The sequence below is a fragment of the Brevibacterium luteolum genome (assembly GCF_013004595.1).
Classification (GTDB): domain Bacteria; phylum Actinomycetota; class Actinomycetes; order Actinomycetales; family Brevibacteriaceae; genus Brevibacterium; species Brevibacterium luteolum.
Map to the genome: position 1 here is coordinate 114,672 of NZ_JABEMC010000005.1, position 22,562 is coordinate 137,233.

General features: G+C 67.5%; 21 protein-coding genes. 2 read left to right on the forward strand and 19 right to left on the reverse strand.

Annotated features, from left to right (window positions below):
* Positions 1-82 precede the first annotated feature (82 nt).
* From HLA91_RS09240 to mmsB, 9 genes are all read right to left on the reverse strand, one after another.
* Complete coding sequence (locus HLA91_RS09240) at positions 83-322, reverse strand: RNA-binding S4 domain-containing protein (protein WP_102161955.1); 240 nt, start codon at positions 320-322, stop codon at positions 83-85.
* 3 nt (positions 323-325) lie between these two features.
* The gene (locus HLA91_RS09245; RefSeq protein WP_165883616.1) at positions 326-1,162 is read right to left on the reverse strand and encodes a hypothetical protein; all 837 of its coding nucleotides are present in this window, start codon (positions 1,160-1,162) and stop codon (positions 326-328) included.
* A 110-nt stretch (positions 1,163-1,272) separates the two neighbouring features.
* Positions 1,273-2,016 (reverse strand): sulfite exporter TauE/SafE family protein, encoded by a 744-nt coding sequence (locus tag HLA91_RS09250; protein WP_212754232.1) that lies wholly within the window; start codon positions 2,014-2,016, stop codon positions 1,273-1,275.
* Positions 2,017-2,215: 199 nt separating this feature from the next.
* Positions 2,216-3,841 carry a chaperonin GroEL gene (gene groL / locus HLA91_RS09255; RefSeq protein ID WP_102161958.1) on the reverse strand — a complete coding sequence of 542 codons (1,626 nt, stop codon included), beginning with the start codon at positions 3,839-3,841 and terminating at the stop codon, positions 2,216-2,218.
* A gap of 272 nt (positions 3,842-4,113) precedes the next feature.
* A complete protein-coding gene (locus HLA91_RS09260) occupies positions 4,114-4,317 on the reverse strand; it encodes a cold-shock protein (RefSeq protein ID WP_102161959.1) in 204 nt (67 codons plus the stop codon).
* Positions 4,318-4,567: 250 nt separating this feature from the next.
* Positions 4,568-5,176, reverse strand: a complete 609-nt coding sequence (locus HLA91_RS09265) for a LytR C-terminal domain-containing protein (protein WP_170274441.1) — start codon at positions 5,174-5,176, stop codon at positions 4,568-4,570.
* Between the two features lie 3 nt (positions 5,177-5,179).
* A complete protein-coding gene (locus HLA91_RS09270; protein ID WP_102161961.1) occupies positions 5,180-5,434 on the reverse strand; it encodes a DUF3263 domain-containing protein in 255 nt (84 codons plus the stop codon).
* Positions 5,435-5,609: 175 nt separating this feature from the next.
* Positions 5,610-7,076: an aldehyde dehydrogenase family protein gene (locus tag HLA91_RS09275; protein WP_170274442.1), complete on the reverse strand. Its 1,467-nt coding sequence runs from the start codon at positions 7,074-7,076 to the stop codon at positions 5,610-5,612.
* 84 nt (positions 7,077-7,160) lie between these two features.
* Positions 7,161-8,057: a 3-hydroxyisobutyrate dehydrogenase gene (gene mmsB / locus HLA91_RS09280; RefSeq protein ID WP_170274443.1), complete on the reverse strand. Its 897-nt coding sequence runs from the start codon at positions 8,055-8,057 to the stop codon at positions 7,161-7,163.
* Between the two features lie 111 nt (positions 8,058-8,168).
* Between mmsB and HLA91_RS09285 the strand changes: the two genes are divergently transcribed.
* Positions 8,169-8,837, forward strand: a complete 669-nt coding sequence (locus tag HLA91_RS09285; RefSeq protein ID WP_170274444.1) for a uracil-DNA glycosylase — start codon at positions 8,169-8,171, stop codon at positions 8,835-8,837.
* 9 nt (positions 8,838-8,846) lie between these two features.
* Here HLA91_RS09285 and HLA91_RS14210 read toward each other — a convergent pair whose 3' ends face one another.
* Together HLA91_RS14210 and HLA91_RS09295 are read right to left on the reverse strand one after the other, a co-directional pair.
* Complete coding sequence (locus HLA91_RS14210; RefSeq protein WP_170274445.1) at positions 8,847-10,913, reverse strand: threonine/serine exporter family protein; 2,067 nt, start codon at positions 10,911-10,913, stop codon at positions 8,847-8,849.
* A 93-nt stretch (positions 10,914-11,006) separates the two neighbouring features.
* Positions 11,007-12,281, reverse strand: a complete 1,275-nt coding sequence (locus tag HLA91_RS09295) for an amidohydrolase (RefSeq protein ID WP_170274446.1) — start codon at positions 12,279-12,281, stop codon at positions 11,007-11,009.
* Positions 12,282-12,606: 325 nt separating this feature from the next.
* On the opposite strand from HLA91_RS09295, the gene HLA91_RS09300 reads away from it, so the two are divergent.
* On the forward strand, positions 12,607-13,647 hold the full coding sequence (locus HLA91_RS09300) for a ketopantoate reductase family protein (RefSeq protein ID WP_170274447.1): 1,041 nt from the start codon (positions 12,607-12,609) through the stop codon (positions 13,645-13,647).
* Between the two features lie 47 nt (positions 13,648-13,694).
* Here HLA91_RS09300 and HLA91_RS09305 read toward each other — a convergent pair whose 3' ends face one another.
* The 8 genes from HLA91_RS09305 to HLA91_RS09340 form a co-directional block, all read right to left on the reverse strand.
* Positions 13,695-15,200, reverse strand: a complete 1,506-nt coding sequence (locus HLA91_RS09305; RefSeq protein ID WP_338076763.1) for an NCS2 family permease — start codon at positions 15,198-15,200, stop codon at positions 13,695-13,697.
* A 282-nt stretch (positions 15,201-15,482) separates the two neighbouring features.
* Positions 15,483-15,824, reverse strand: a complete 342-nt coding sequence (locus HLA91_RS09310; RefSeq protein ID WP_165883626.1) for a helix-turn-helix domain-containing protein — start codon at positions 15,822-15,824, stop codon at positions 15,483-15,485.
* Positions 15,790-16,143: a type II toxin-antitoxin system RelE/ParE family toxin gene (locus HLA91_RS09315; RefSeq protein ID WP_170274448.1), complete on the reverse strand. Its 354-nt coding sequence runs from the start codon at positions 16,141-16,143 to the stop codon at positions 15,790-15,792. Before HLA91_RS09315 ends, HLA91_RS09310 begins: the two co-directional genes overlap by 35 nt.
* 260 nt (positions 16,144-16,403) lie before the next feature.
* A complete protein-coding gene (locus HLA91_RS09320; RefSeq protein WP_102161970.1) occupies positions 16,404-17,531 on the reverse strand; it encodes an SPFH domain-containing protein in 1,128 nt (375 codons plus the stop codon).
* A gap of 245 nt (positions 17,532-17,776) precedes the next feature.
* Positions 17,777-18,805 carry an alcohol dehydrogenase AdhP gene (gene adhP, locus HLA91_RS09325; protein ID WP_170274449.1) on the reverse strand — a complete coding sequence of 343 codons (1,029 nt, stop codon included), beginning with the start codon at positions 18,803-18,805 and terminating at the stop codon, positions 17,777-17,779.
* 186 nt (positions 18,806-18,991) lie between these two features.
* Positions 18,992-19,753 carry a 3-oxoacyl-ACP reductase FabG gene (gene fabG / locus HLA91_RS09330; protein WP_170274450.1) on the reverse strand — a complete coding sequence of 254 codons (762 nt, stop codon included), beginning with the start codon at positions 19,751-19,753 and terminating at the stop codon, positions 18,992-18,994.
* Between the two features lie 48 nt (positions 19,754-19,801).
* A complete protein-coding gene (locus HLA91_RS09335; RefSeq protein WP_170274451.1) occupies positions 19,802-21,646 on the reverse strand; it encodes an acetate--CoA ligase in 1,845 nt (614 codons plus the stop codon).
* Entirely contained in the window at positions 21,639-22,424 is a 786-nt protein-coding gene (locus tag HLA91_RS09340) for an IclR family transcriptional regulator (RefSeq protein ID WP_170274452.1), read from the reverse strand. Before HLA91_RS09340 ends, HLA91_RS09335 begins: the two co-directional genes overlap by 8 nt.
* Positions 22,425-22,562: the final 138 nt, after the last annotated feature.

A 22,562-nucleotide genomic window follows, 5' to 3' on the forward strand; every position in this document is an offset into this window, starting at 1 on the left:
TCGGCTGAACGTGTGCAGACTCGACGATTCTCGAGTCTGCACGAAATGTCAGAAAGGGGATGGCAGTGCTGCTGACGGCCGGTCAGCTGACCGCAGGAGGCTCCAGGGCCTGGGCGACGGTGAACTCGACGCCGGCAGCCGGGACGGAGATGACATCCCCGGTGACGATCTTGGCGCTGCGGCGCGTATCGACTTCGCCGTTGACGAGGACGTCGCCGGACGCGATCATGTCCTTGGCCATGACGCCGTGCTCGGCAACGCCGTGGAGCTTGAGCAGCTGACCGAGGCGGATATCGCCGGAGCTGATCTCGACAGTCTCCACGGATCAGAACCCGAAGTCGAAGTCGCCGAAGCCACCGCCATCGCCGAAGCCGCCTCCGTCACCGAAGCCTCCACCGTCGAAGCCTCCGGCGTCACCGCCGTCCATGCCGCCGGGGTCAGCGTTCATGCCGTCGTTGAAGCCGTCAGCGTAGGAGCCGTCCCAGCCGTGGCCGAAGCCGTTGAAGAGCATAGCGCCCATGAGGACGCCGGGAAGCAGGCCGGAGCCGGCGTAGGAGTTGAAGTAGCCGCGGTTGTATTCGGCGTAGCTCGGGCCGGCCTCCCAATAGGCGCGGCGGCCCAGCCCGTCAGCAGTGGCGACCTTACGCACGGCAGGCTCAGCACCGACGGCGATGCGCTCAGCGTCAGCAGCGCACACCGGCACCGGGCGCAACTGGCCGCCGACCGGAGCCCAGTCGATCTCCTCGACCGAGGGTCCATGCTGCGGGTTGAAGAAGCACGGCGGACGTCGGGTGGGCAGCGGCTCGCCGTTGACGCGGGCACGCACGCACTTGGCGGCGTAACGGCCGTCCTCAAGCGCTTCGGTCACGTGCCGGATGTCCTCGGGCTTCTGCACGCGCTCCAGGGTCTCCTTGGCGGTGTCGTAGGCGTCGAGTGCGCGCTGGTAGTCCTGGCGGCCGCCTTCGTCGAGGTCGGCGCCGGTGGTGACGATGTCGAGGTCAGCGACCTCTTCGCCGAAGGACGTGACGTCCTCGGCTGCGGACTGGGTGACGAAGCTGAGCTCCTCTGCCTGTTCCTCCCGTTCGCGCAACTTCTGGCGCCGGGAGCCGAAGAACATGAGTGAACCGACGATGATGAGCAAACCGAGAAAGACGTATCCCATGCCCCGTCCGATCCTTCTTCCATCACGAGTGCGGCTGACTGCCCCATTATCACCGGCGAACCTTAGTGCACTCTGAGGAGCACGCGTGAATACGGCGCGCGGGGTTCAGCTCACAGGCCCGCCAGTCCCTTGACGAGCGTGGCGGCACCGCCGGCCAAGGCGATGGTGATCATGCCGACGCGGGCAACCTTGACCGGGATGCGCTCGGCGGTCAGCTCGCCGATGATCTGTCCGGCGGCCAGGGCGGCAAAGACCATGAGCCACTGGCCGAGCCCGAGGTGCGGGATCGCGGTGCGGTCGAAGGCGACCTTGGCGATGATCGACATGACCGAGGCGATGGCCAGCAGAGGCTGCATCGTCGCGGCGAAGCTGCGCTGCTCCCAGCGGGTGAGCACGGCATAGGTGCTGAAGGCCGGGCCGCCGACGCCGGAGGCGGCGTTCATGACCCCGGCGACAAGCCCCGAGGTGGCGATGCCGCCGGTGTTGACCGGCAGCACCTTGCCGACGCGGCCGATGACGATCGAGGTTGCCAGGGCGATGACGACGATGGCACCGATGAGCGTCTGCAGCGGAGCGGTCGGCATGACGGACGCCAGCCACGCACCGGGGATGGTGGCGATGACCGAGGACACCGCGAGGATCTTCAACGTCTTCCAATGCACCTCGCGCCAGGTGCGGGCGAAGATGATCGCGCAGGAGATGAAGCCGACGATATTGACGAGCACGACTCCAGACAGCGGGTCGAGCAGCAGCACGAGGAACGGACCGGAGACGAGGGCGAATCCCATCCCCGTCACACGCTGGGACAGTGCGCCGATGAAGACGGCGAGCAGGATGAAGGTGATGACGGGCATGATGAGCTCAGCTTAGCGCTTCATAAGACCTGCAGCGGGAGGTTCTGCGGCTGCTGAGATTTTGGTGCGGTGCAGGTCAGGGCGCTGCTCGGGGCGTGGTGAATGAGAGCAGGCGGGGTGGAAGAGTCAGACTCTTCCACCCCGCCTGGCTGGGTTCTGACGCGCCGGCTATGCGGCCGGTCGTTCAGTTCTCAGCGGCTCAGAAGCCCATGCCGCCCATATCCGGCTCGCCACCCGGCATGGCCGGTGCCTTCTCAGGCTTGTCGGCGATGACGGCCTCGGTGGTGAGGAACAGGCCGGCGATCGAGGCGGCGTTCTGCAGAGCAGAGCGGGTCACCTTGACCGGGTCGTTGATGCCTGCGGCCATGAGGTCCTCGTACTCGCCGGTGGCGGCGTTGAGGCCGTGGCCGGAGTCGAGGTTGCGGACCTTCTCGGCCACCACGCCGGGTTCGAGGCCGGCGTTCGTGGCGATCTGCTTGAGCGGGGCGTCGATGGCGACCTTGACGATCGAGGCACCGGTGGCCTCGTCGCCTTCGAGCTGGAGCTTCTCGAAGGCCGTCTTGCCGGCCTGGATGAGTGCCACGCCACCGCCGGCGACGATGCCCTCGTCGACTGCGGCCTTGGCGTTGCGCACGGCATCCTCGATGCGGTGCTTGCGCTCCTTGAGCTCGACCTCGGTTGCGGCTCCGGCCTTGATGACTGCCACGCCGCCGGCCAGCTTGGCCAGACGCTCCTGCAGCTTCTCGCGGTCGTAGTCGGAATCGGAGTTGTCGATCTCGGTGCGGATCTGCTGCACGCGGCCCTGAATCTCATCGGCGTCGCCGGCACCTTCGACGATGGTGGTCTCGTCCTTGGTGACAACGACCTTGCGGGCGGTGCCCAGCAGGTCGAGGGTGGCGTTCTCGAGCTTGAGTCCGACCTCCTCGGCGATGACCTGGCCACCGGTGAGAATGGCGATGTCGGCCAGCTGCGCCTTGCGGCGGTCGCCGAAGCCCGGAGCCTTGACGGCCACGGACTTGAAGGTGCCGCGGATCTTGTTGACCACGAGCACCGCGAGTGCCTCGCCCTCGACGTCCTCGGCGATGATGAGCAGCGGCTTGCCCGACTGCTGGATCTTCTCGAGGACCGGCAGCAGGTCCTTCACGTTCGAGATCTTGGAGTTGACGATGAGGATGTAGGGATCCTCCAGCACCGTCTCCTGACGCTCAGCGTCGGTGACGAAGTAACCGGAGATGTAGCCCTTGTCGAAGCGCATGCCCTCGGTGAGCTCGAGCTCCAGGCCGAAGGTGTTCGACTCCTCGACGGTGACGACGCCTTCCTTGCCGACCTTGTCGATCGCCTCGGCGATGAGCTCGCCGATGGCCGGGTCGCCTGCCGAGATGCCAGCGGTCGCAGCGATCTGCTCCTTGGTCTCGACGTCCTTGGCGGTCTCGAGCAGCACATCGGAGACGGCTGCGACAGCCTTCTCGATGCCGCGCTTGAGGCTGAGCGGGTCAGCACCGGCGGCCACGTTGCGCAGTCCCTCGCGGACGAGAGCCTGAGCGAGAACGGTGGCGGTGGTGGTGCCGTCGCCTGCGACGTCGTCAGTCTTCTTCGCGACTTCCTTGACGAGCTCGGCGCCGATCTTCTCGTACGGATCTTCGAGTTCGATCTCCTTGGCGATGGAGACACCGTCATTGGTGATGGTCGGTGCGCCCCACTTCTTTTCGAGCACGACGTTGCGGCCGCGCGGTCCCAGGGTCACCTTGACCGCATCGGCCAGGGTGTTGAGTCCGGTTTCGAGTCCGCGGCGTGCATCTTCATCGAATGAGATGAGCTTTGCCATATGGCTGGTCCTCCCTGAACGGAGTGGCATGTCTTCCCGGTCCCAAGCGCCCGCGACGGCAGAGCCGGTTCTGCTGATTCCCTTCCACAGCAGCCTGTCTCACTTCTCGGGGCCGAGATTTACCAGTACTAGATTTAGCACTCTCGACCCGAGAGTGCAAAACTGCACCCACACCTCGGGAGCGGTGCGGGTGCAGGCAGGGGCGGACATGCGAAGAGCCGGGGGCAACCCGGCTCTTCTGGTGATCGGCGGGCAGCGCCGGTCGGGAGTGCTCAGAGCACCGTGACCGATTCTGCCTGCGGGCCCTTGGCGCCTTCACCGACCGTGAACTGGACCTGCTGGCCTTCTTCAAGCGAGCGGTATCCGTCCATCTCGATCGCGGTCCAATGGACGAAGACGTCCTGGTCTCCGCCTTCTACGGTGATGAAGCCGTAGCCCTTCTCAGCGTTGAACCACTTGACCGTGCCTTGCGTCATTTCTACTCCATATCATGCGTACTGCAGCGGGGCACCTATCCGAGGAACTCCGTTGTTCGTGCCGGTCACGCCGCTGCCCTGGTGAGGCAGCACCGCGATCGACGCGGGTCACTGTATGCCCGGAAGACTGTCGGTTACGGCAAGTTTCCTTGTATCTCATACATTGCCGCCAGCCTATGCCACGGCTGGCGCTCCCTGCAAACACAGGCGCGGAATGGCGCGTTTCCGAGCGGATGCGGAACCGCGGTGCTCAGTTGCCGGTGCCCTCGGTGGCACCGTCGGTCGAGTCGCCGTCGCCGCCGAGGCTGTCGAGGTCCTCATCGGCGATGTCGGAGGTGATGAGCAGGGTGACCTGGCCGGGGAACTCCGCGGACTTCTCGACGGTCTCGACACCGAGTTCGGCGGCCAGTGCGCCGGCCTGCATCTCGTACTCGTCATCGGAGTAGTACACGACAGAGGACGACTCGTTGGTCGAGTGGTTGCCGACGTCGGTGACGTTCCAGCCGTTGGATTCGAGGTGCTCGCGGAACTTCGCGGCAGCACCGGTGACGCCGGAGCCGTTGAGGACGTGGACCTCGGCGGTCTTGTCGACGACGTCGACGGCCGGATCGGTGGTCTCCTCTTCGGTCGGCTCGGCCCCTTCGGTGGCTGCCGGGGTCTCGGCGACGTTCTCCTCGGGGTTCGAGGCGGACTGGCGGATGATGTTGAAAGCACCGAATACGACGAGCAGTGCGGCGATGGCGAGCACGGCGATGAGCGCGATCGCCCCGCCCTGCGAGATCGGCCCGCCTCGGCGGTGGGCGCCCTTGCGTCCGGTGGGCTGCAGGTCGTCGAATTCGTCGCGTGGGTACTTGGCCATCGGCTACCTCGCCATGCGCGTGCGGGCGCGGTGCTGGTGACGGCTCTCGCGGATGCGGCGCAGCCGTTTGATGAGGATGGGGTCGGCGGCATAGGCCGCGGGGCTGTCGAGCAGGGTGTTGAGCAGCTGGAAGTAGGCCGGGGCCGACATGTCGAACTCCTGGCGGATCGCTCCGTCCTTGGCGCCTCCGTAGGTATGCCACTGGCGCTCGAAGCGCAGTACGCGGGATTCGAGTTCGGTGAGCTCCTGCTCGCTCATGCCACCTGCCTTCTGTCGGATAGCCACAGTCTAGCGAAGAATGACACGCATGTGCTTCAGGCGGGCGTGCCGGTCATGCAGAAGCCACCGGTGCGGTGCTGGGCTGCAGCACCGCACCGGTGGCTCTCATCTGGGCGGACCCGCGAACGGGTCAGCCGCGGGTCTGCTGGGCGGGTCAGCCGATCTTGACGTTGACCTGCTTGATCTGGGTGAAGCCCTCGAGCATGCCCTCCAGGGAGAGCTCACGGCCGATGCCGGAGGTCTTGAAGCCGCCGTAGGCCTGGCCGACGACCTGCGGGCCGCCCTGGTTGACCTGCACCCAGCCGGACTGGATCCGGTCGGCCATCCGCAGTCCGCGGCCGAGGTCGCCGGTGAAGACGTAGGCGGCCAGGCCGTAGTCGGAGTCGTTGGCCATCTCGACGACCTCGTCTTCGGTGGAGAACCGGATGACAGACAGGACGGGTCCGAAGATCTCCTCCTGGGAGGTCTTCCAGTCGTTCTTCGCCTGCGCGAAGATCACCGGGGCGTGGTAGAAGCCCGGTTCGCCGACCTCGAGGCTGTCATGGCCGTCGTAGGCGACCTCGACGCCGTCTTCGGCCTTGCCGTGGTCGATGTACTCCTGGACGAGGTCGTACTGCTTCTGGTTGATGACGCAGCCGATGTCGGAGGCCTCATCGCGCGGGTCGCCGACCTTGAGTCCCTTGACCTTCTCGACGAGCTTGCTGAGGAAGTCATCGTAGATGTCGGCGTGCAGGAACAGGCGCGAACCCATCGTGCACGACTGGCCCTGGCGAGCGAAACGGGTGGCGAGCAGCACCTGATCGAGTGCGGCTTCGAGGTCCGCATCCGGGAAGATGATGTTCGGGCTCTTGCCGCCGAGCTCCATCGAGGAGTGCGCCAGGCGGCTGGCAGCCGCCTCGGCGACGTGGCGGCCAACCGAGGTCGAGCCGGTGAAGGAGACCTTGTCGACATCCGGGTGCTGGACGAGGGCCTCGCCGATGACCGAGCCCTTGCCGGTGACGACGTTGAGGACGCCGTCGGGCAGGAACTCCGAGCAGATCTCGGCCATCTTCAGGATCGTCAGCGGTGCGTCCTCAGCGCACTTGAGCACGATCGTGTTGCCGGCGGCCAGTGCGGCCGGGGTCTTGAAGCCGGCGATCATGAGCGGCGAGTTCCACGGCAAGATGCCGGCGACCACGCCGAGCGGCACGCGCTTCGTGTAGTTGAGCTGCTGCTCACCGGCGGGAAGCGTATTGCCCTTGACCTCGCCGGCGACACCACCGAAGTACCGGAAGATCTCCGAGAGCATCGTCGCCTCGGGACGGGCCTGAGTGCGCTTGGCGTTGCCGGTGTCGAGCGCGGTGAGCTCGGCGAGCTCGTCGATGTTGGCCTCCAGGGCATCAGCGCACTTCGTCAGCATCTTCTGACGCTCCTTGAAGTGCAGGCCCGACCAGGCCGGGAAGGCTGCGCGAGCAGCCTTGACGGCGCGGTCGGCGTCCTCGGCCTTGCCGTTGGGCACGTGGGCGATGACGACGTTGCGGTCGATGGGGGTGATGACATCGGCGCGCGACCCGTCGAGGGCGTCGACCCATTCGCCGCCGATGAGCATGTGCCAGTCAGTGGGCTGCGGGAAATCTGACATCGTGTGGTCCTTTCACAACAGGGGCCCTCAGTGTGAGGGGAGGCAGGGGTTCAAAGCGGTGTGCCCGCTGCGGCTGCAGCCGGCTCAGGCGTCGAAGGAGCCGTCAACCAGTTTCTTGACAATCGAGCAGTCCTTGCCGCCGGATCCGGCATCCGAGACCTGCTTGAGCATGTCCTTGACGATCGTGCCCAGCGTCAGCTCGGTGTCGGTGTCCTCACCTGCGGCGAGCGCCAGGTTGATGTCCTTGAGCGCCAGGTCGGCGGTGAAGGTCGGGGCGAAGTCGTCGTTGGCCGGAGAGGTCTCGACGACGCCGGGGTACGGGTACCAGGTGCGCAGCGGCCACGAGTCACCGGAGGAGACCTTCGCGATCGAGTAGAACAGCGAGTGGTCGAGTCCGAGGCGGTCGGCGAGCACCGCGGCCTCGGAGGTGGAGACCATGTTGATGAAGAGCATGAGGTTGTTGCAGATCTTCGCCGCCTGCCCGGTCGTCGGAGCACCGGTGGCGATGACGTTGCCGGCCATCGGCTCGATGAACGGGCGCGCCTTCTCGACTGCCGCCTCTTCGCCGCCGACCATGAAGGCCAGGGTGCCTTTCTCAGCTCCGGCGATGCCGCCGGAAACTGGTGCGTCGACGAACTCGAAGCCGGCCTCCTTGGCCCGGTCGTGCAGCTGCTGGCAGCTGGCGACGTCGATCGTCGAGGAGTCGATGAGCAGGGTGCCGGGCGCGGCCGTGGCGAAGATGCCCTCGTCGCCACCGTAGGCTGCCAGCGAGTGCTCCCCCTTGGGCAGCATCGTGAACACGACCTCGGCGCCTTCAAGCGCCTCGGCAGCCGAAGCACACGTGGTGACCCCCGCCTCGGCGGCGGCGTGCATGGCCGGTTCGGAGAGGTCGAAGCCGCGCACAGCGTGCCCGGCTCTCAGGAGGTTCTTCGTCATCGGCAGGCCCATGTGGCCCAGCCCGATCCATGCGATCGTCGACATTGGAGTCCTTTCGGATCGATGCGGTTGTACGCGCTGTGTTGAGCATAGCGCTCGTCTGTGTTGCCGGTCACGCCGGGGTCTGCGGAGGTCGCTGCTGGCTACGATGGCGGTATGAGTCTTGAGAAGATCATGGCCCCGGACTGGGCTGAGGCGATGGCGCCGGTGGCCGGTCAGATCACCGCGATGGGCGATTTCCTGCGCGCCGAACTTGCCGCCGGCCGCCAGTACCTGCCGGCCGGAGACGATGTGTTCCGCGCCTTCCGCGAACCGCTGTCCGGCGTGCGCGTGCTCATCGTCGGCCAGGATCCGTACCCGACACCCGGTCACCCGATCGGGCTGTCCTTCGCTGTCGCCCCGGACGTCCGCCCGCTGCCGCGGTCTCTGACGAACATCTTCAAGGAGCTCGGCGACGACCTCGGGGTCTCGCCCCCGAGCAGCGGGGACCTGCGCCCGTGGCAGGCGCAGGGAGTCATGCTGCTCAACCGGGTCCTCACCGTCGCCCCCGGCTCTCCGGCCTCGCACCGGAACCAGGGCTGGGAGACGGTCACCGACCGGGCGATCGAGGTGCTCACCGCCCGCGGCGGGCCGCTCGTGGCGATTCTGTGGGGCCGGGACGCGCAATCCCTGGCGCCGCGGCTGGACGATGTGCCGATCGTCGCGTCCCCGCACCCGTCGCCGCTGAGCGCTTCGCGCGGGTTCTTCGGCTCGAGGCCGTTCAGCCGGGCCAATGCGCTGCTGGCCGAGTGCGGTGGCGAGCCGATTGACTGGCAGCTGCCCTGACCGGCGCTTTCAGCTGGAGACCTGCCCCGTGCCCGAGGTGGAGGTCGGGTGCGTGCCGGCGGTCGCCTCGGCGACGGCATCGGACTTCTCACGGCGGTCCTTGACTCGCTGGTGGATCGGGCGGGCGAGGAAGTCGCCGAAGACCGCGCCCACAGCGATCGCGGCGTTGGCCGTCACTGCGGTGAATAGCGAGGACAGGCCCATCGACAGTGGGATCGCGTCCTGCGGCTGGACGATCTGGTAGGCCGCCGAGAAGATCGACAGGCCCTGCAGCAGCGGGAAGATGCCCGGCAGCAGCAGCACGATCGGCGGCGCACCGCGGTGCAGCGCGACCGGGCGGACGATGAGCCCGACGACGGTGGCGGCGATGAAGCAGGTGACGACATTGCCCAGGCCCAGCAGCGTGCAGCCGACGTAGATGACGAAGCCGACGCCGCCGATGAGCCCGGCGATGAGGATCTGACGCTTGGCGGCCTGCATGCCGATCGCCCCGCACATGCCGACAAGGATCGCGGCGATGAGCGAGATGATGGTGGTCAGCGCCTCGACTCCGCCGGAGGTGACGATCACCTCGATGGGTGAGAGCCCGATCGCCCGACCGACCATGATGCCCAGGGCGATGCCGGAGACGATGCCGGCCAGCGTGGTGCCGACGGTGACGGCCTTGGCCGAGGCAGTGAGCGGGAAGTTCGTCAGCGAGTCCTGCACCGCGGCGATGAGGCCGGCAGTCGGCAGCAGCAGCACAATGCCGGCGGCCACGAGGTACTGCGGAGCAGCGATGAACCCGAATGTCCAGGCCGCCATTGCCAGCACGGTCGCAAACGTCGATTGGCCCATCGCGGTGAAGAACGGGGGCACGTCGAAGCGGGCGAGCAGCGCACCGAAGCGGTCGATGATGATCGCCATGCCGAAGCCGATGACCGCTGAGACTGCCGAGCCGCCGAGCAGCAGCACGAAGCAGGTCACGAGCATGCCCCAGGCCAGGGCGACGAACCAGCCGGCAAACGGCCGGCGCTGCTGGCGGATCGCGTCGATCCGCTCGCTGGCTTCGAGGTATTCGACCTTGCCGTCGACGATGTCGGTCACGAGCTTGTGGACGGAGGCGAGCTTCGAGTAGTGGATCGACTCCTCGCGGCTGACGCGCATGACGTTGAGCAGCCGGCCCTCAGGGTCGGAGTAGTGCACATTGAGCGAGTTCGAGGTCAGGTCGACTTCGACGGTCGGCAGGCCGAGCGCGGTGCAGGTGGCGATGACGGAGACCTCGACGTCGGCAGTCGGGGCGCCGGCGCGCAGCATGATCCAGCCGATGTCGACGGCCAGCTCCATGATCTTGCGGGCTTCCTCCTCGCCCTTCGCCTGGCTCTGCACCGGCGCCTGATAGGGGGTGCCCTTGAGGGTGGCGACGATCGGGATCGGGTCGGTCGCCGGCATCGAATCGCCGGTGATCTGCCCGACGGCCTTGCGGGCGAGCCGTTCGGCCATCCGCTTCGACGAGGAGCCGGCGGCGTTGGTCTTCTCGACGATGCTGCGGGAGCTGCCGTTGCGGCGGAACCGCTGGGTGGAGGACGACCGACCCGTGCCGTAGCTGCCGTCGGCGCCGCGGGCGACCGGCGGGGTGAGCGCCTCGGACGGGTCGACCGGGTCCTGCTCCAGGCGTGAGGTCGCCGGAGTCGTGGCCGTTCCCGAGGCGGTGGCCGGGCTGGCAGCAGATGCCGAGCCGGCACGCCTGCCGTTCCTGCCGCGCGGAGCGCGGGTCTTGAGCTGTTTGTGCCCGCGCCGCCGGGCGGTCTGGGCCTTCTCCGTGGCCTCGGCGACGGTCTCTCGCGGGATCCCGCCGGTGGTGCGCAGTGCGGCGCCGGCGGTCGATCCGGTGTACTCGTTGGTGTTCAGCGGCTGGCTGGCGTCCGCGCCGAGATCGCTCGTTCCGGTCTGCCGTTCGGCTCCGGCTCGCCGCGCGGCTTCGCTCTCGTGGGAGTTGCGGCGTGCGCCATCGCCTGCCGCGGCACGTGATCCGTTGCTGCGGATGCGCGGGCGCAGCAGGCGCCGGCGCGGTGGGCGATCGCTGTCTTCTGCCACTGGTCCTTCTTGTCCGTCACACTGTGTCTGATCTCGGTTCTACCTGATGGATCTGATGCTCACGTGAACTGCCGCTGGACGAACGGTCGGTGCTCACGGCTCGTGGATCCGGGTGGGGCCGAACGGGTCGGCCACGAATGCCTCACCGCTGGCGAAATCGTGCGTGTACACGTGCCGGCCGGACACGTAGACGCTGGTGACACGCGCATCGAAGTCGAGCGGATGGGCGCTCCACTGCACGATATCAGCGTCGCGGCCCACCGCTAAGGATCCGACACGGTCATCGAGACCGAGGATCGCCGCCGGGTGGATCGTCATCGCCTGCAGCGCAACCTCCGGGTCGAGTCCCTCGCGCACGGCGAACCGGGCCTGGTCGACGAAGAAGAAGATCGGCACCACCGGGTGGTCGGTCGTGAGCGCGAACCGCACCCCGGCCTTGGCATACGCTGCCGGGGTCGCCAGTGTGCGGTGGCGCAGCTCGACCTTCGACCGGGAGGTCATGAGCGGGCCGACGATGACGTCGAGGCCCTTCTCTGCGATGTAGTCGGCGATGAGGTGGCCTTCGGTGCCGTGGTTGATGATGAGCCGGTAGCCGAACTCCTCGGCCAGCCGGATCGCGGTGGCGATGTCGTCGGCGCGGTGGCAGTGCTGATCCCACACGAGGTCACCGGTCAGCACATCGGCCAGCGTCTCCAGGCCCAGGTCCCGATCGAAGGGGACCCCCACCTCGGCGGCGGCCGCCCGGTTGGCGATGTAGTTGCGTGCCTTGACGAAGGCCTCGCGCTGGACCTTCACGACCCCGAGGCGGGTGGCCGGGGTCTGCTTGCGCTCGCCGTAGATGCGCTTGGGATTCTCGCCCATCGCCGACTTGACCGAGATGTCCTGGCTGATGAGCATCTCGTCGACGACCCGCCCCCAGGTCTTGAGAGCGGCGGTCCGCCCGCCGATCGGGTTGCCGGAGCCGGGCTTGACGACGGCGGTGGTGACGCCGCCGCGCAGCGCGTCCTTGAAGCCGACGTCAGCGGGGTTGATCGCGTCGAGGGCGCGCAGGGCCGAACCGTCGGGGTCGGTCATCTCGTTGACGTCGTTGCTCTCGCCGCCCTCACCGTCCTCGTGGACGCCCATGTGGGCGTGGCTTTCGACGAAGCCGGGGGCGATGACCGTGCCCGAGGCGTCGATGACCTCGGCACCGGCGGGCACCTCGACCTCGGCGTCGGGGCCGATGGCGGTGATGGTGCCCTCGTCGAGGACGATCGTGCCGGAGGCGATCTCAGGTGCCGGGTTGCCCTCAGCGTCGGCGATCGGCAGCAGCCGGGCTCCGGTCAGGGCGACGGTGCGGCGCGGCGGAACGGCGACGGGCTGATACATGGGGCTCCTTCACGGCTGTGCGGGCGGTGCGGCGGTGGTGCTGCTCGGCCCAAACGGTGCTGGGCCGGCAGGCCACCCCTCCACCCTAACGGGAACCGCTGGAGCGCACCGGTGACCTAGGCACCGGCGGTCGAGGCGAAAGTTTGTAGAGCTATTCATATTTTCAGAGCCTCCACATATGAACAGCTCCACAAACTTTTCCCTTGAAGCATCCGCCGGCGAAAGTGAGAAAAGTTATTCATGGAATCCAGACGTGAGACCGTGAATAACTTTGCAAACTTCTCCCACGCCTGCCCGCTGCCGCCGGCCTTGGTAGCGTGGACGCATGAACAGGTACGTCATCATCGGGGCCGGCGCGATCGGCGGCACCCTCGCAGCGGCCGGCAGCGACGCCGGCCTGTCCATCACCGTCATCGCCCGCGGCGAGCACGCCGACGCCATCGCCGCCGGCGGCCTTGCGATGCGCACCCCGTCGGGCACCATCACCGCCCGCCCCGAGCTCGCCCGCTCCCCTGAAGAGGTCGAGCTGCGCACCGGTGACGTGCTCGTGCTGGCGACGAAGACGAACCAGGCGCTCACCGCCCTGCCGCAGTGGGCCGACCGCCCGGTGACCGGCGCCTCGGGCACGATGATCGGCACCGCCGGTGAGCTGCTGCCGATCGTCCTGCTGCTCAACGGCACCGAGGCCGCCCGGCAGGCACCCCGGCACTTCCGCACCGTGGTCGCGGCGACCGTGTGGATGCCGGCACTGTTCCTCTCCCCCGGCGAGGTCATCACGCGCATGCAGCCGGATCACGGCGCCTATTTCGCCGGTCCCGTCACGGCCGATCCCGAGGCGGTGGCCACCGCCCGGCAGTTCGTGACCGATGCGGGCACGGCCGGGTTCGCCGCCGAGGCGCTCGGCAGTGCCGATGAGCTGTGGCCGCATATCTGGGGCAAGCTTCTGACGAATCTGGCCAATGGGCTCGACTCGATCCTCGGGCCCGGGATCGAATACGGCGAGCTCAACGATGCGCTCAAGGCCGAGGCGAAGGCCGTCTACGCCGCAGCCGGGATCGACCACGTCGGCTCGAGTCCGAAGGCCTTCGACATCGAGGACCGGATCCAGATCGGCGGAGTCGACGGTGTCGAGGAGTTCGCCTCGTCGTCCTGGCAGTCGCTGGCCCGCGGCACCGGTTCGATCGAGACGGACTACCTGGGCGGGGAGATCGTGCGCATCGGCAACACACTCGGGGTGCCGGTGGGCAAGAACGCCTTCGTCATGCGGTGGTGCCGAGCGCTGGCGGCCGGCGACGACCTCGCCGGCCAGATCCCGGCCGACCCGCAGGAGCGGCTGGCAGTGCTCAGGCGCGTGATCCTCGACTGACCGGCCGGCGCAACTCGCGCCGCCACCGCGACTGCCGCCGGCCGACCTCAGCTGCCGAGGGCGTTCTGGATCGGCCCGGAGACGAAGTAGACGACGAACAGCGCCGCGGTGACGAACATGAGCGGGTGGACCTCAGGGGCCTTGCCGCGCAGCACCTTGATGACGACGTAGCTGATGAAGCCGGCGCCGATGCCGTTGGTGATCGAGTACGAGAACGGCATGAGGACGACGGTCATGAATGCCGGGATCGCGATCTCGACGTCGGCCCAGTCGATGCGCAGCACCTGCTGCATCATGAGGAAGCCGACGAGCACGAGCGTCGGGGCGGCCGCCTCGGTCGGGATGACGGCGGCCAGCGGCGCGGCGACGATGGTGAGCAGGAACATGAGGCCTGCCATGACGTTGGCCAGGCCGGTGCGCGCGCCCTCGCCGACGCCGACGGTCGACTCGATGAACCCGGAGTTCGACGACATCGAGCCCAGTCCGCCGCCGATCGCACCGAAGGCGTCAGCGACCATGACCCGCTTGGAGTTGGGGATCTCGCCGTCGGCGTCGACGATGTCGCCTTCCTTCGAGATCGCAACCATGGTGCCGAGCAGGTCGAAGAAGTTCGCCAGCAGGAGTGTGAACACCGCCAGTGAGGCGGCGACGATGCCGATGTGCTGCCAGGAGCCGAGCAGGTTGAAGCTGCCGAGCAGCGACAGGTCGGGCAGACTCAGCCATTCCTGGTTGAGCGTCGGGACGGTCAGACCCCAGCCGTAGGGGTTGGCGATCTCGCCGTCGGCGCCGGTCTTCGGGCCGATGCCGACGATCGCCTCGACGATGAGGGCGAGCGCAGTCGCCCCGAGGATCGAGTAGAGGATCGCCCCGCGCACGCGGGCTGACCACATGACGAACAGGCCCAGCAGCGCGATGAGGAAGATGAGGACCGGCCACCCGAAGAGGAATCCGCCGGTGCCCAGCTCGAGAGCCGCGCCCTCGCCCTTGGAGAGGAAGCCTGCGTTCATCATGCCGATGAGCGCGATGAACAGGCCGATGCCCACGCTGATGGCGGTCTTGAGCTGGCCGGGTACGGCGTTGAAGATCGCCGCGCGGAAGCCGGTGAGCACAAGGATGAGGAGGATGACGCCTTCGATGACGACCAGGCCCATCGCATCAGCCCAGGTCATGCCCGGCAGCACGACGATGCCGTACGTGAGGAAGGCTGAGAGGCCCAGCGAGGAGGACACGGCCATCGGGAAGTTGCCGACGACGCCCATGAGGATCGTGAGAATACCCGAGACGAGCGAGGTCGCCGCGGCCACGGCCGGCAGGTTCGGTTCGGTGCCGCCGCCGAGGAAGTGGCCGGTGGAGTCCATCGAGGCGCCGATGATGAGCGGGTTGAGCACGACGATGTAGCTCATCGCGAAGAAGGTCGCGAAGCCGCCGCGGATCTCGCGGCCGATCGTCGAGCCGCGCTCGGTGATGTGGAAGAAGCGGTCGAGGGTCCCGCCGGTTCCGAAGAATCCGCCTGCCGCGCCCGAGGCGGTGGTGTCCTGGTGCTGTGTGCTCACGGGGGTGCCGCGTGCCTTTCGTCTCAGATGGTGGGGTGTGTCCGACTGCCACGAGGGCGCACCTCGGCGCGGACGATGTCCAAGTGTACGCCTCGGTAGGACGAAACGGCACGAGCGGGCGACTCTGCCGTGCACAGCGGCGCAGATCTGACCCACAAGCCTGACGTCACGGCGTTCAGAGGGTGAGGCTCAGCTCGGCACCGGGTGACACCGTCGTTGGTCCGGCGCAACGACGCTCGAGTCCGAATAGTCACCACGTTCTGGGGACACCCCAACTCTCAGTTACGCCACCTGAACTCGCTGATCGCCGATGACGTATTCGACTGCCAGACTCCCGCCTACCGCTTCGAGGTAGCGGCGGACCGTTCCGACCTTCGCGCTGTCCAAATCACCGGATTCGATCTTTGACACCTGCCGCTGACCAACGCCGATGCGCTCGGCAAGCTGAGCCTGTGTCAGTCCGGCCTGCTCACGAAGCTCACGCAACCGGTAGGCACGGACTTCGGCGAGCATGCGGGCTTTGTGCGCCTCGACCGCCGCCCGATCCACGGGATGCTTCGCCTTCAGCTCTTCATAACTCAATGCCACTTCAATCACTCCCCCGCAATCGTCGTACGTGCTCATCGAATAGATCGTCGGCCACCGGGATATTCACCTTGTACCAGCGAGCCCAGTTCCTGGCTTTGTCACCAGCAACGAGCATGATCGCCCGCCTCTCCGGATCAAAGGCGAAAAGCACCCGCAACTCCGAACGGACCGACGAACCGGGCCTCAGCTCCTTCATATTCCGATGCCGCGATGCAGTCACTGTGTCAACGAGCGGCCGGCCGAGCTGCGGACCGGCTGCTTGCAGCACTTCGATTGCTGCGAACAGCTGAGCACGTGAATCTTCGTCCAACGAAGCTACCCATGGCTCAATCAACTCAGCGTCGATGCTCCACACACCTCAAGTTTAGACCATGGAAGCTCTACTCACAATAACGCGAACGAAATCGATTACGCGCACACGCCAAGAGTCCCGAGCTTCACTCGGTCTCGCGCACCGGCGGCGCTTCACCGGAGGATTACCGAGCACGTTCTGCCGGCATCCACGGCAACGCCCGCAAAAAGGCGATCATCAGCGCGACCCCTGAATCCACTCACGCCCCGCCTGGCGGCTGCCAGTCGGGGCGTGCTGTGGTGCGTGGAGCGTGAGCCTCAGCCTCACATGCCGGGCATGAAGTCCGGCGGCTCAGGGAAGTCGCGGCGCTGCTGCTGGCGAGCCTGGTCGGCGGCCCGGCGCGCCTGCTGCTGGGCGGACTGCTCGCGAGCGCGGCGGGCACGGTCGGCCTCTTCGCGCTCACGGCGCTGGGCCTCAAGGCGCTCCTGGCGGGAGTCGCTGTCGGAGTCGGAGATCGCCCGCTCGGACTCATGCGAGGTCAGCAGCGCATTGCGGATCTCGGTCGTGAGGTCGCCGAGCGCACCGGGGTTGCTCGGCAGCATGAGCACATTCGAGCGGCCGTTGCGGGCGACATCCTGCATCGTGTCGAAGTACTGGGTCATGAGCAGCAGCTGCTCGGCGGTCGATTCGATGCCGGCGCGGCGCAGCATCTCGTACTGCTCGGCGATACCGGTGGCGATCGCCTTGCGCTGTCCGGCGACACCCTCACCCTGCAGGCGCTTGGACTCGGCCTCGGCTTCGGCCTGGGTGACGCGCTTGATCTTGTCGGCCTCGGCAAGTGCCTGCGCGGCCACGCGGTCGCGCTGGGCGGCGTTGATCGAGTTCATCGAATCGCGCACCCGCTGATCCGGGGAGATGTCGGTGACCAGGGTGTTGACGATGCGGAAGCCGTAGCCGGCCATCTGCGCCGACAGCCGGTGCTCAACACTGGTGGCGATGTCGTCCTTGGACTCGAAGGCCGAATCCAGCGTCAGGGTCGACAGGGCCGAGCGGACGGTGTCGAAGACATACGAGCGGATCTGCTCTTCGGGATTCGCCAGCCGGTAGTAAGCGTCGACGACCTTGTCCTCGCTCACGAGGTACTGCACGGCCACCGGCACCATGACGAAGACGTTGTCCTTCGTCTTCGTCTCGATGTTGACCTCCAGCTGCTGAACGCGCAGCGAGATCGGCTTGGTCGTCGTCTCGATGAACGGGACCTTGGTGTTGAGGCCGGGCTTGGCGACCTTCTTGAATTTGCCGAAGCGCTCGACGATGACGTTCTCCTGCGTGTGCACGGTGAAGAAGATGCTCGAGCGCAGGCCGCCGAACAGCAGAGCTGCCACGACGATGAGGATGACGATGACAACGCCGAGGGCGACGAGGATCCCGATGATCGCGCCGATGTCCATAAGTGCTCCAGTCCTATTGGGTTGAGGGCGTGAGAGGTGTGGCTTCCAGCCTATCGCCGGTGCCCACAGGTTGAGACGACGATCGTGTAACAGTTCCCGCACATCGGTGCCGGCTCCAGCACCATCTCCCGCTGCCCTCCCCTCCCCACGCCCGAGGCGGGCGCACGGTGGACACCGCACGCCCGCCTCGGGAACGGGTCACGCACCGACCGGCCGGCAACGGCAGCCGGTCATTGCGGCTGGTCTCAGTCGTCGAATTCGACGACGACGCGGCCGTCGATCTTGCCGTGGACCATCTCGTCGAAGATCTGGTTGATCTCGTCGAGCTTGCGGGTGTGGTAGGTCGGGTGGATGTGGCCGCGGGCGTAGAAGTCCAGGGCCTCCTCCATGTCCTGCCGGGTGCCGACGATCGAGCCGCGGATGGTGAGGCTCTTGAGCACAATGTCGAAGATCGGGGCTGGGAAGTCACCGGGCGGCAGGCCGTTGAAGACGATGGTGCCGCCGCGGCGGGCCATGCCGATCGCCTGGCCGAACGCGTCGGGGTGCACGGCGGTCACCAGCACGCCGTGGGTGCCGCCGGTGGCTTCGACGATCTCAGCGGCCGGGTCGCCGGACATTGCGTTGACGACGACTTCGGCGCCGTGCTTCTTGGCCAGGGCGAGCTTGTCATCGGCGATGTCGACAGCGGCCACGCGCATGCCCATCGCCACGGCGTACTGCACGGCGATGTGGCCAAGCCCGCCGATGCCGGAGATCGTGACCCACTGGCCGGGCTTGACCTCGGTGACCTTGAGGCCCTTGTACACGGTCACCCCGGCGCACAGGACGGGTGCGATCTCGTTGAGGTCGGCGCCTTCGGGGATGTGGGCGGCGTAGCGGGCGTCGACGAGCATGTATTCGCCGAAGGAGCCGTTGACGGAGTAGCCGCCGTTCTGCTGCTTCTCGCACAGCGTCTCCCAGCCGGTGCGGCAGAATTCGCAGTCGCCGCAGGCGCTCCACAGCCAGGCGTTGCCGACGATGTCGCCGACTTTGACGGAGGTGACGTCGTCGCCGATGGCTTCGACGCGGCCCACCCCCTCGTGTCCGGGGACGAACGGCGGGCTGGGCTTGATGGGCCAGTCGCCGTGGGCGGCGTGCAGGTCGGTGTGGCACACGCCGGTGGAGATGAGCTTGACGAGGGCCTCGTGCGGGCCGGGGGTGGGGATGTCGGTGGAGTCGCTGACGTTGAGGTCTTTGCCGAATGCGGTGACGACGGCGGCTTTCATGGTGCCCATGGTTCACTCCTCGAGGTTCGGGGCGCGGCCGCAGCGCGGCTGCAGAGGGCACTTGTCACATTACCGGTGGCGCATCCGTGGCGGAACACTCTGGACGCGGCATCCCGTCTGATGGGATGCCGCGTCTGCAGGTGGTAGTGGTTCCGCTCCCGAGGCGGTGGTCCCGGTCCCGAGGCGGTGGCCGGGTTATCCCTCGGCGAGGGCCTCAGGGCTTTCGGGCAGGATCTGCCCGCCGTCGACGACGATGCCCTGGCCGGTGATGTAGCGGGCGCCGTCGGAGCCGAGGAAGGCGACGGTGTGGCCGATATCGCTGGGCTCACCGAGGTAGCCCAGTGGCACGGCTGCAGCCATCTGCTTGAGGTAGGCCTCGCCCATGTCCTTCAGGCCCGGGGTGAGCACATTGCCCGGCAGCACGGCGTTGATGGTGATGCCGTCGGCTGCCAGTTCGATGGCGGCGGAGCGGACGAAGCCCATCTGGGCGGCCTTCGTCGCTCCGTAGTGGGACCAGGCGGGGAAGCCGGTGTAGTTGCCGGTGATCGACGAGGTCACGACGATGCGGCCGGCCTGCGATTTCCGCAGGGCCGGCAGGGCGGCCTGGACGATGTGGACGGTGCCGAAGGTGTTGATCGCGAAGATCGATTCGAGGTCCTCATCGGTCATCTCGTCGATGCGGGCCTGCGGGTACACCCCGGCGTTCGACGACAGCAGGTCGAGTCCGCCGTGGTCGTTAACGAAGGAGGCGATGACCTCTTCGCAGTTGTCGCGGGAGCGCACATCGAGCAGGTAGGCACTGAGCCCGTCGTTCTGGGCGGCCGTGACCTCATCGTCGGTCACACCGGTGACGCCGACCGTGGCGCCGTGTTCGATGAGGGTTTCGGCGATGCCGCGGCCGATGCCGAGCGTGCCTCCGGTGACGAGAGCTTTCCGTCCGGTGAGAAGTCCTGCCATGATCTGTCATCCGCCTTTCGGGTGGAGTGCGTGTCAGCAGTTCTCAGTCTAGCGAGATCTGCGGTCCTGCAGGCGGCAGTAGGCGAGCACATCGGCCCAGCGCAGCTGTCCCCATTCCGCACCTGCGGGCACGAGACCGGCCAGGGCCCGGCCGAGCAGCTGCCGGTCGAGGTCGGCATCGAGGGTGTCGACGAAGACGATCGCCCGCGGCCTCGCGAGTCCGCCGAGCATCTCGCGCACCGAGCTCATGAGGTCGACGGCCAGCTGGCGGGAGGCCGGTTCGCTCGTGACGACGGCGGCCCACACGCTGCGGCCGTGCTCGGGGTCGCGCACGGCGACCGCGCGGGCGGCGTCGACGAAGGGGTGGTCTTCGAGCAGCTGGCCGACGGCGGTGAGCGAGACGAGCTGGCCGGACACGGAGATGGCCGGGTCGATCCGGCCCTGAAAGGTGAAGCCGCCGTCGGGTTCGACGAGGACGAGGTCGCCGCTGGCGAACCCGAGGTCCGGGCGGCGGGTGAAGGGCGCGCAGATGGTGTCCTCGGCGCCCGCTCCCGAGGCGGTGCTCACCATGCCGGGCAGGGGTGCGGTGACGATGAGCTCGCCGGTGTGGCCGGGTTCGACCGGCCGGTCATCAGCGTCGGTGACAGAGATGACCCCGCGGCCGAGCTGGCAGCTGCCGCCGTGGACGAAGACGATGCCGCTTAAGAGGATCTGGCCCCAGCCGTCGACGACCTCGCAGCCGTTTTCGACGAAGGCGCGCTGCATCCAGCGGCGCAGCTCGGGTTCGACCGGTTCGCCTGCGGTGACGACGCGGCACAGGGCGGCGACGCTGCCGGCGGCGGTGACGTCGTCGTGCCAGGAGCGCATCGTGCGCATGACGGCCGGGGTGGTGACGAAGGTCGAGACGTCGTAGCGGTTCATGATCTCGAAGGCCCGCTGGTGGTGGGGCACGTCGAGGGTGCCTTCGTAGACGACGATGGTGTCGCCGTACAGCAGCGGGCCGAGCAGGCCGTGCCACTGCGAGACCGCCCAGGAGACGTCGCCGGCACACCAGAAGGTGCCGCCGGTGCGCACCGCACCATGGAAGGCGGCGGCGGTGGCGAAGACGGCGGCTAAGGAGTGCCAGGTCGTCAGACTCGGAGCGCCGGGGGCTGCGAGGTGGCCGGCGCACAGGTGCGCGTCGATCGGCCGTCCGGAATCGACTGCGCTGGTCGCAGTCTCAACGTGGCGGGTGGCCGGGCGAGCAGCGTGGGTGAGGTCGTCGAACCAGTGGTCGCCGTGGAACCACGGCACGTTGAGGCCGGTGCGGCGGATGACGAGGGTGTGTTCGACGCTTTCAGCTGAAGCCAGGGCGTCATCGGCGCGGACCTTGAGCGGAATGACGGTGCCGTGCCGCCAGGCGCCGTCCTGGGTGATGAGCAGGCTCGGCTGCAGCTGAGCGAGCCGGGTGGCCAGGGCCTCGGCGGGCAGGGAGATCGGCAGCATCGACCAGCGGGCGCCGATGTCGATGCAGGCCAGCACCGCGAACACCGTCTCGGGCAGCCAGCCGGTGTGGAAGGCCACCACGTCGCCGTCGGTGACCCCGCGGCCGCGCAGCGCGGTGGCGACGGCGGCAACTTCGGTTGCAAGTTCGGCGTAGGTGAAGGAGAGCCGTTCACCGGATTCGCCTTCCCAGTGCAGGGCGATCTTCGAGCCGTTGGCGCGCGCGTGGCGGGTGACGAGGTTGAAAAGCGGGTCGATCCGGCCACCGGGGAACCACTGCCCGCCATAGGGTCCGGGCTGCCAGACACTGCTGGGAGCAGCCGTCCAGTCGAGGAGGTCGATGATCGGCTGCCAGTCGGCGGTGAGCGTGTTCGGGTCGATGCCGGTGAAGGGCGCGGGTGCCTCAGCCATTGCCGATGCTCCTTCCGCAGGAGACGGCGGTGCGCTCGAGCGCCGCAGCCGCCTTGCGCACGTGGGCCTCGTCGGCTCCGGCGGGCACATCGGCGGCCAGGGCTGCCACGACTGCGGCTTCGGCGTCGCGCAGCGGCACAGCGACTTCGTCGACGTGGTCGGCGACGATGGCCGGCAGGTGGATGTGGTTCGCACTCGCCCACTGCTGACGGTGGGTTTCTGCCAGTTCCACGGTCTCAGGTGAGGCGCCGGCGAGGACCTCAGCCCACACCTCGGGTGCGGCGTGGGCGGCGAGCACCCGCCCGGCGGCGGTGTCGAGGGCCGGCAGTGCGCGCGGTGAGCGACGGAAGGGCCCGCGGTCATCACCGTCGACCTGGTCGATGCACATGACCTCTCGGCCGGCGAGCACATAGACGCTGATCGTGGCGGCGAGCTGGTTGCGCAGCGCCACGACGAAGGGGGCGAGCGCGGCGAGGATCGCACTGCGCGCCAGGTAGTGCTTCGACAGGCGGGTGAGCTGCGGGCCGAGGCCGTAGCGGGAGGTCGCCGGGTCCTGCACGGCGTAGTCGGCCTGCACGAGTGAGCGCAGCAGCCGGTGCACGGTGGGCACCGACATGCCCGAGCGGGCGGCGAGGTCCGTCAGGTGGTGCAGCGGCGGGCCCTCGGCAAGCAGGTCGAGCAGCCTGACCGCATTGCGGATGGTGCCGAGGCCCCCACGGGCTGAGCCGTTGCCGCTGGTGCTGCCATTGGCTTCGTCGCCATTGCCCTCACCGGCCATGTGCGGTTCCCTTCCTGAGCTGAGGCACCGGCGGTCACCGCATGCCTGAGTTTCAGCTTGCCACATGCCGACGCGGCATGCAGAACCGGATGACTGAAAAGTTTTTCTCTTGCAAGTATTGATTTTCACATATTGAAA

What these genes read in the sequence shown, in the direction of transcription:
- groL (WP_102161958.1), bottom strand. Translation starts at nt 3,841, where the DNA reads ATGGCAAAGCTCATCTCATTCGATGAAGATGCACGCCGCGGACTCGAA.
- HLA91_RS09300 (WP_170274447.1), top strand. Translation starts at nt 12,607, where the DNA reads ATGAACAGGTACGTCATCATCGGGGCCGGCGCGATCGGCGGCACCCTC.
- HLA91_RS09260 (WP_102161959.1), bottom strand. Translation starts at nt 4,317, where the DNA reads ATGACGCAAGGCACGGTCAAGTGGTTCAACGCTGAGAAGGGCTACGGC.
- adhP (WP_170274449.1), bottom strand. Translation starts at nt 18,805, where the DNA reads ATGGGCACCATGAAAGCCGCCGTCGTCACCGCATTCGGCAAAGACCTC.
- HLA91_RS09320 (WP_102161970.1), bottom strand. Translation starts at nt 17,531, where the DNA reads ATGGACATCGGCGCGATCATCGGGATCCTCGTCGCCCTCGGCGTTGTC.
- HLA91_RS09275 (WP_170274442.1), bottom strand. Translation starts at nt 7,076, where the DNA reads ATGTCAGATTTCCCGCAGCCCACTGACTGGCACATGCTCATCGGCGGC.
- HLA91_RS09270 (WP_102161961.1), bottom strand. Translation starts at nt 5,434, where the DNA reads ATGAGCGAGCAGGAGCTCACCGAACTCGAATCCCGCGTACTGCGCTTC.
- HLA91_RS09285 (WP_170274444.1), top strand. Translation starts at nt 8,169, where the DNA reads ATGAGTCTTGAGAAGATCATGGCCCCGGACTGGGCTGAGGCGATGGCG.
- mmsB (WP_170274443.1), bottom strand. Translation starts at nt 8,057, where the DNA reads ATGTCGACGATCGCATGGATCGGGCTGGGCCACATGGGCCTGCCGATG.
- HLA91_RS09245 (WP_165883616.1), bottom strand. Translation starts at nt 1,162, where the DNA reads ATGGGATACGTCTTTCTCGGTTTGCTCATCATCGTCGGTTCACTCATG.
- HLA91_RS09265 (WP_170274441.1), bottom strand. Translation starts at nt 5,176, where the DNA reads ATGGCCAAGTACCCACGCGACGAATTCGACGACCTGCAGCCCACCGGA.
- HLA91_RS09250 (WP_212754232.1), bottom strand. Translation starts at nt 2,016, where the DNA reads ATGCCCGTCATCACCTTCATCCTGCTCGCCGTCTTCATCGGCGCACTG.
- HLA91_RS09340 (WP_170274452.1), bottom strand. Translation starts at nt 22,424, where the DNA reads ATGGCCGGTGAGGGCAATGGCGACGAAGCCAATGGCAGCACCAGCGGC.
- HLA91_RS09335 (WP_170274451.1), bottom strand. Translation starts at nt 21,646, where the DNA reads ATGGCTGAGGCACCCGCGCCCTTCACCGGCATCGACCCGAACACGCTC.
- HLA91_RS09295 (WP_170274446.1), bottom strand. Translation starts at nt 12,281, where the DNA reads ATGTATCAGCCCGTCGCCGTTCCGCCGCGCCGCACCGTCGCCCTGACC.
- fabG (WP_170274450.1), bottom strand. Translation starts at nt 19,753, where the DNA reads ATGGCAGGACTTCTCACCGGACGGAAAGCTCTCGTCACCGGAGGCACG.
- HLA91_RS09310 (WP_165883626.1), bottom strand. Translation starts at nt 15,824, where the DNA reads ATGAGCACGTACGACGATTGCGGGGGAGTGATTGAAGTGGCATTGAGT.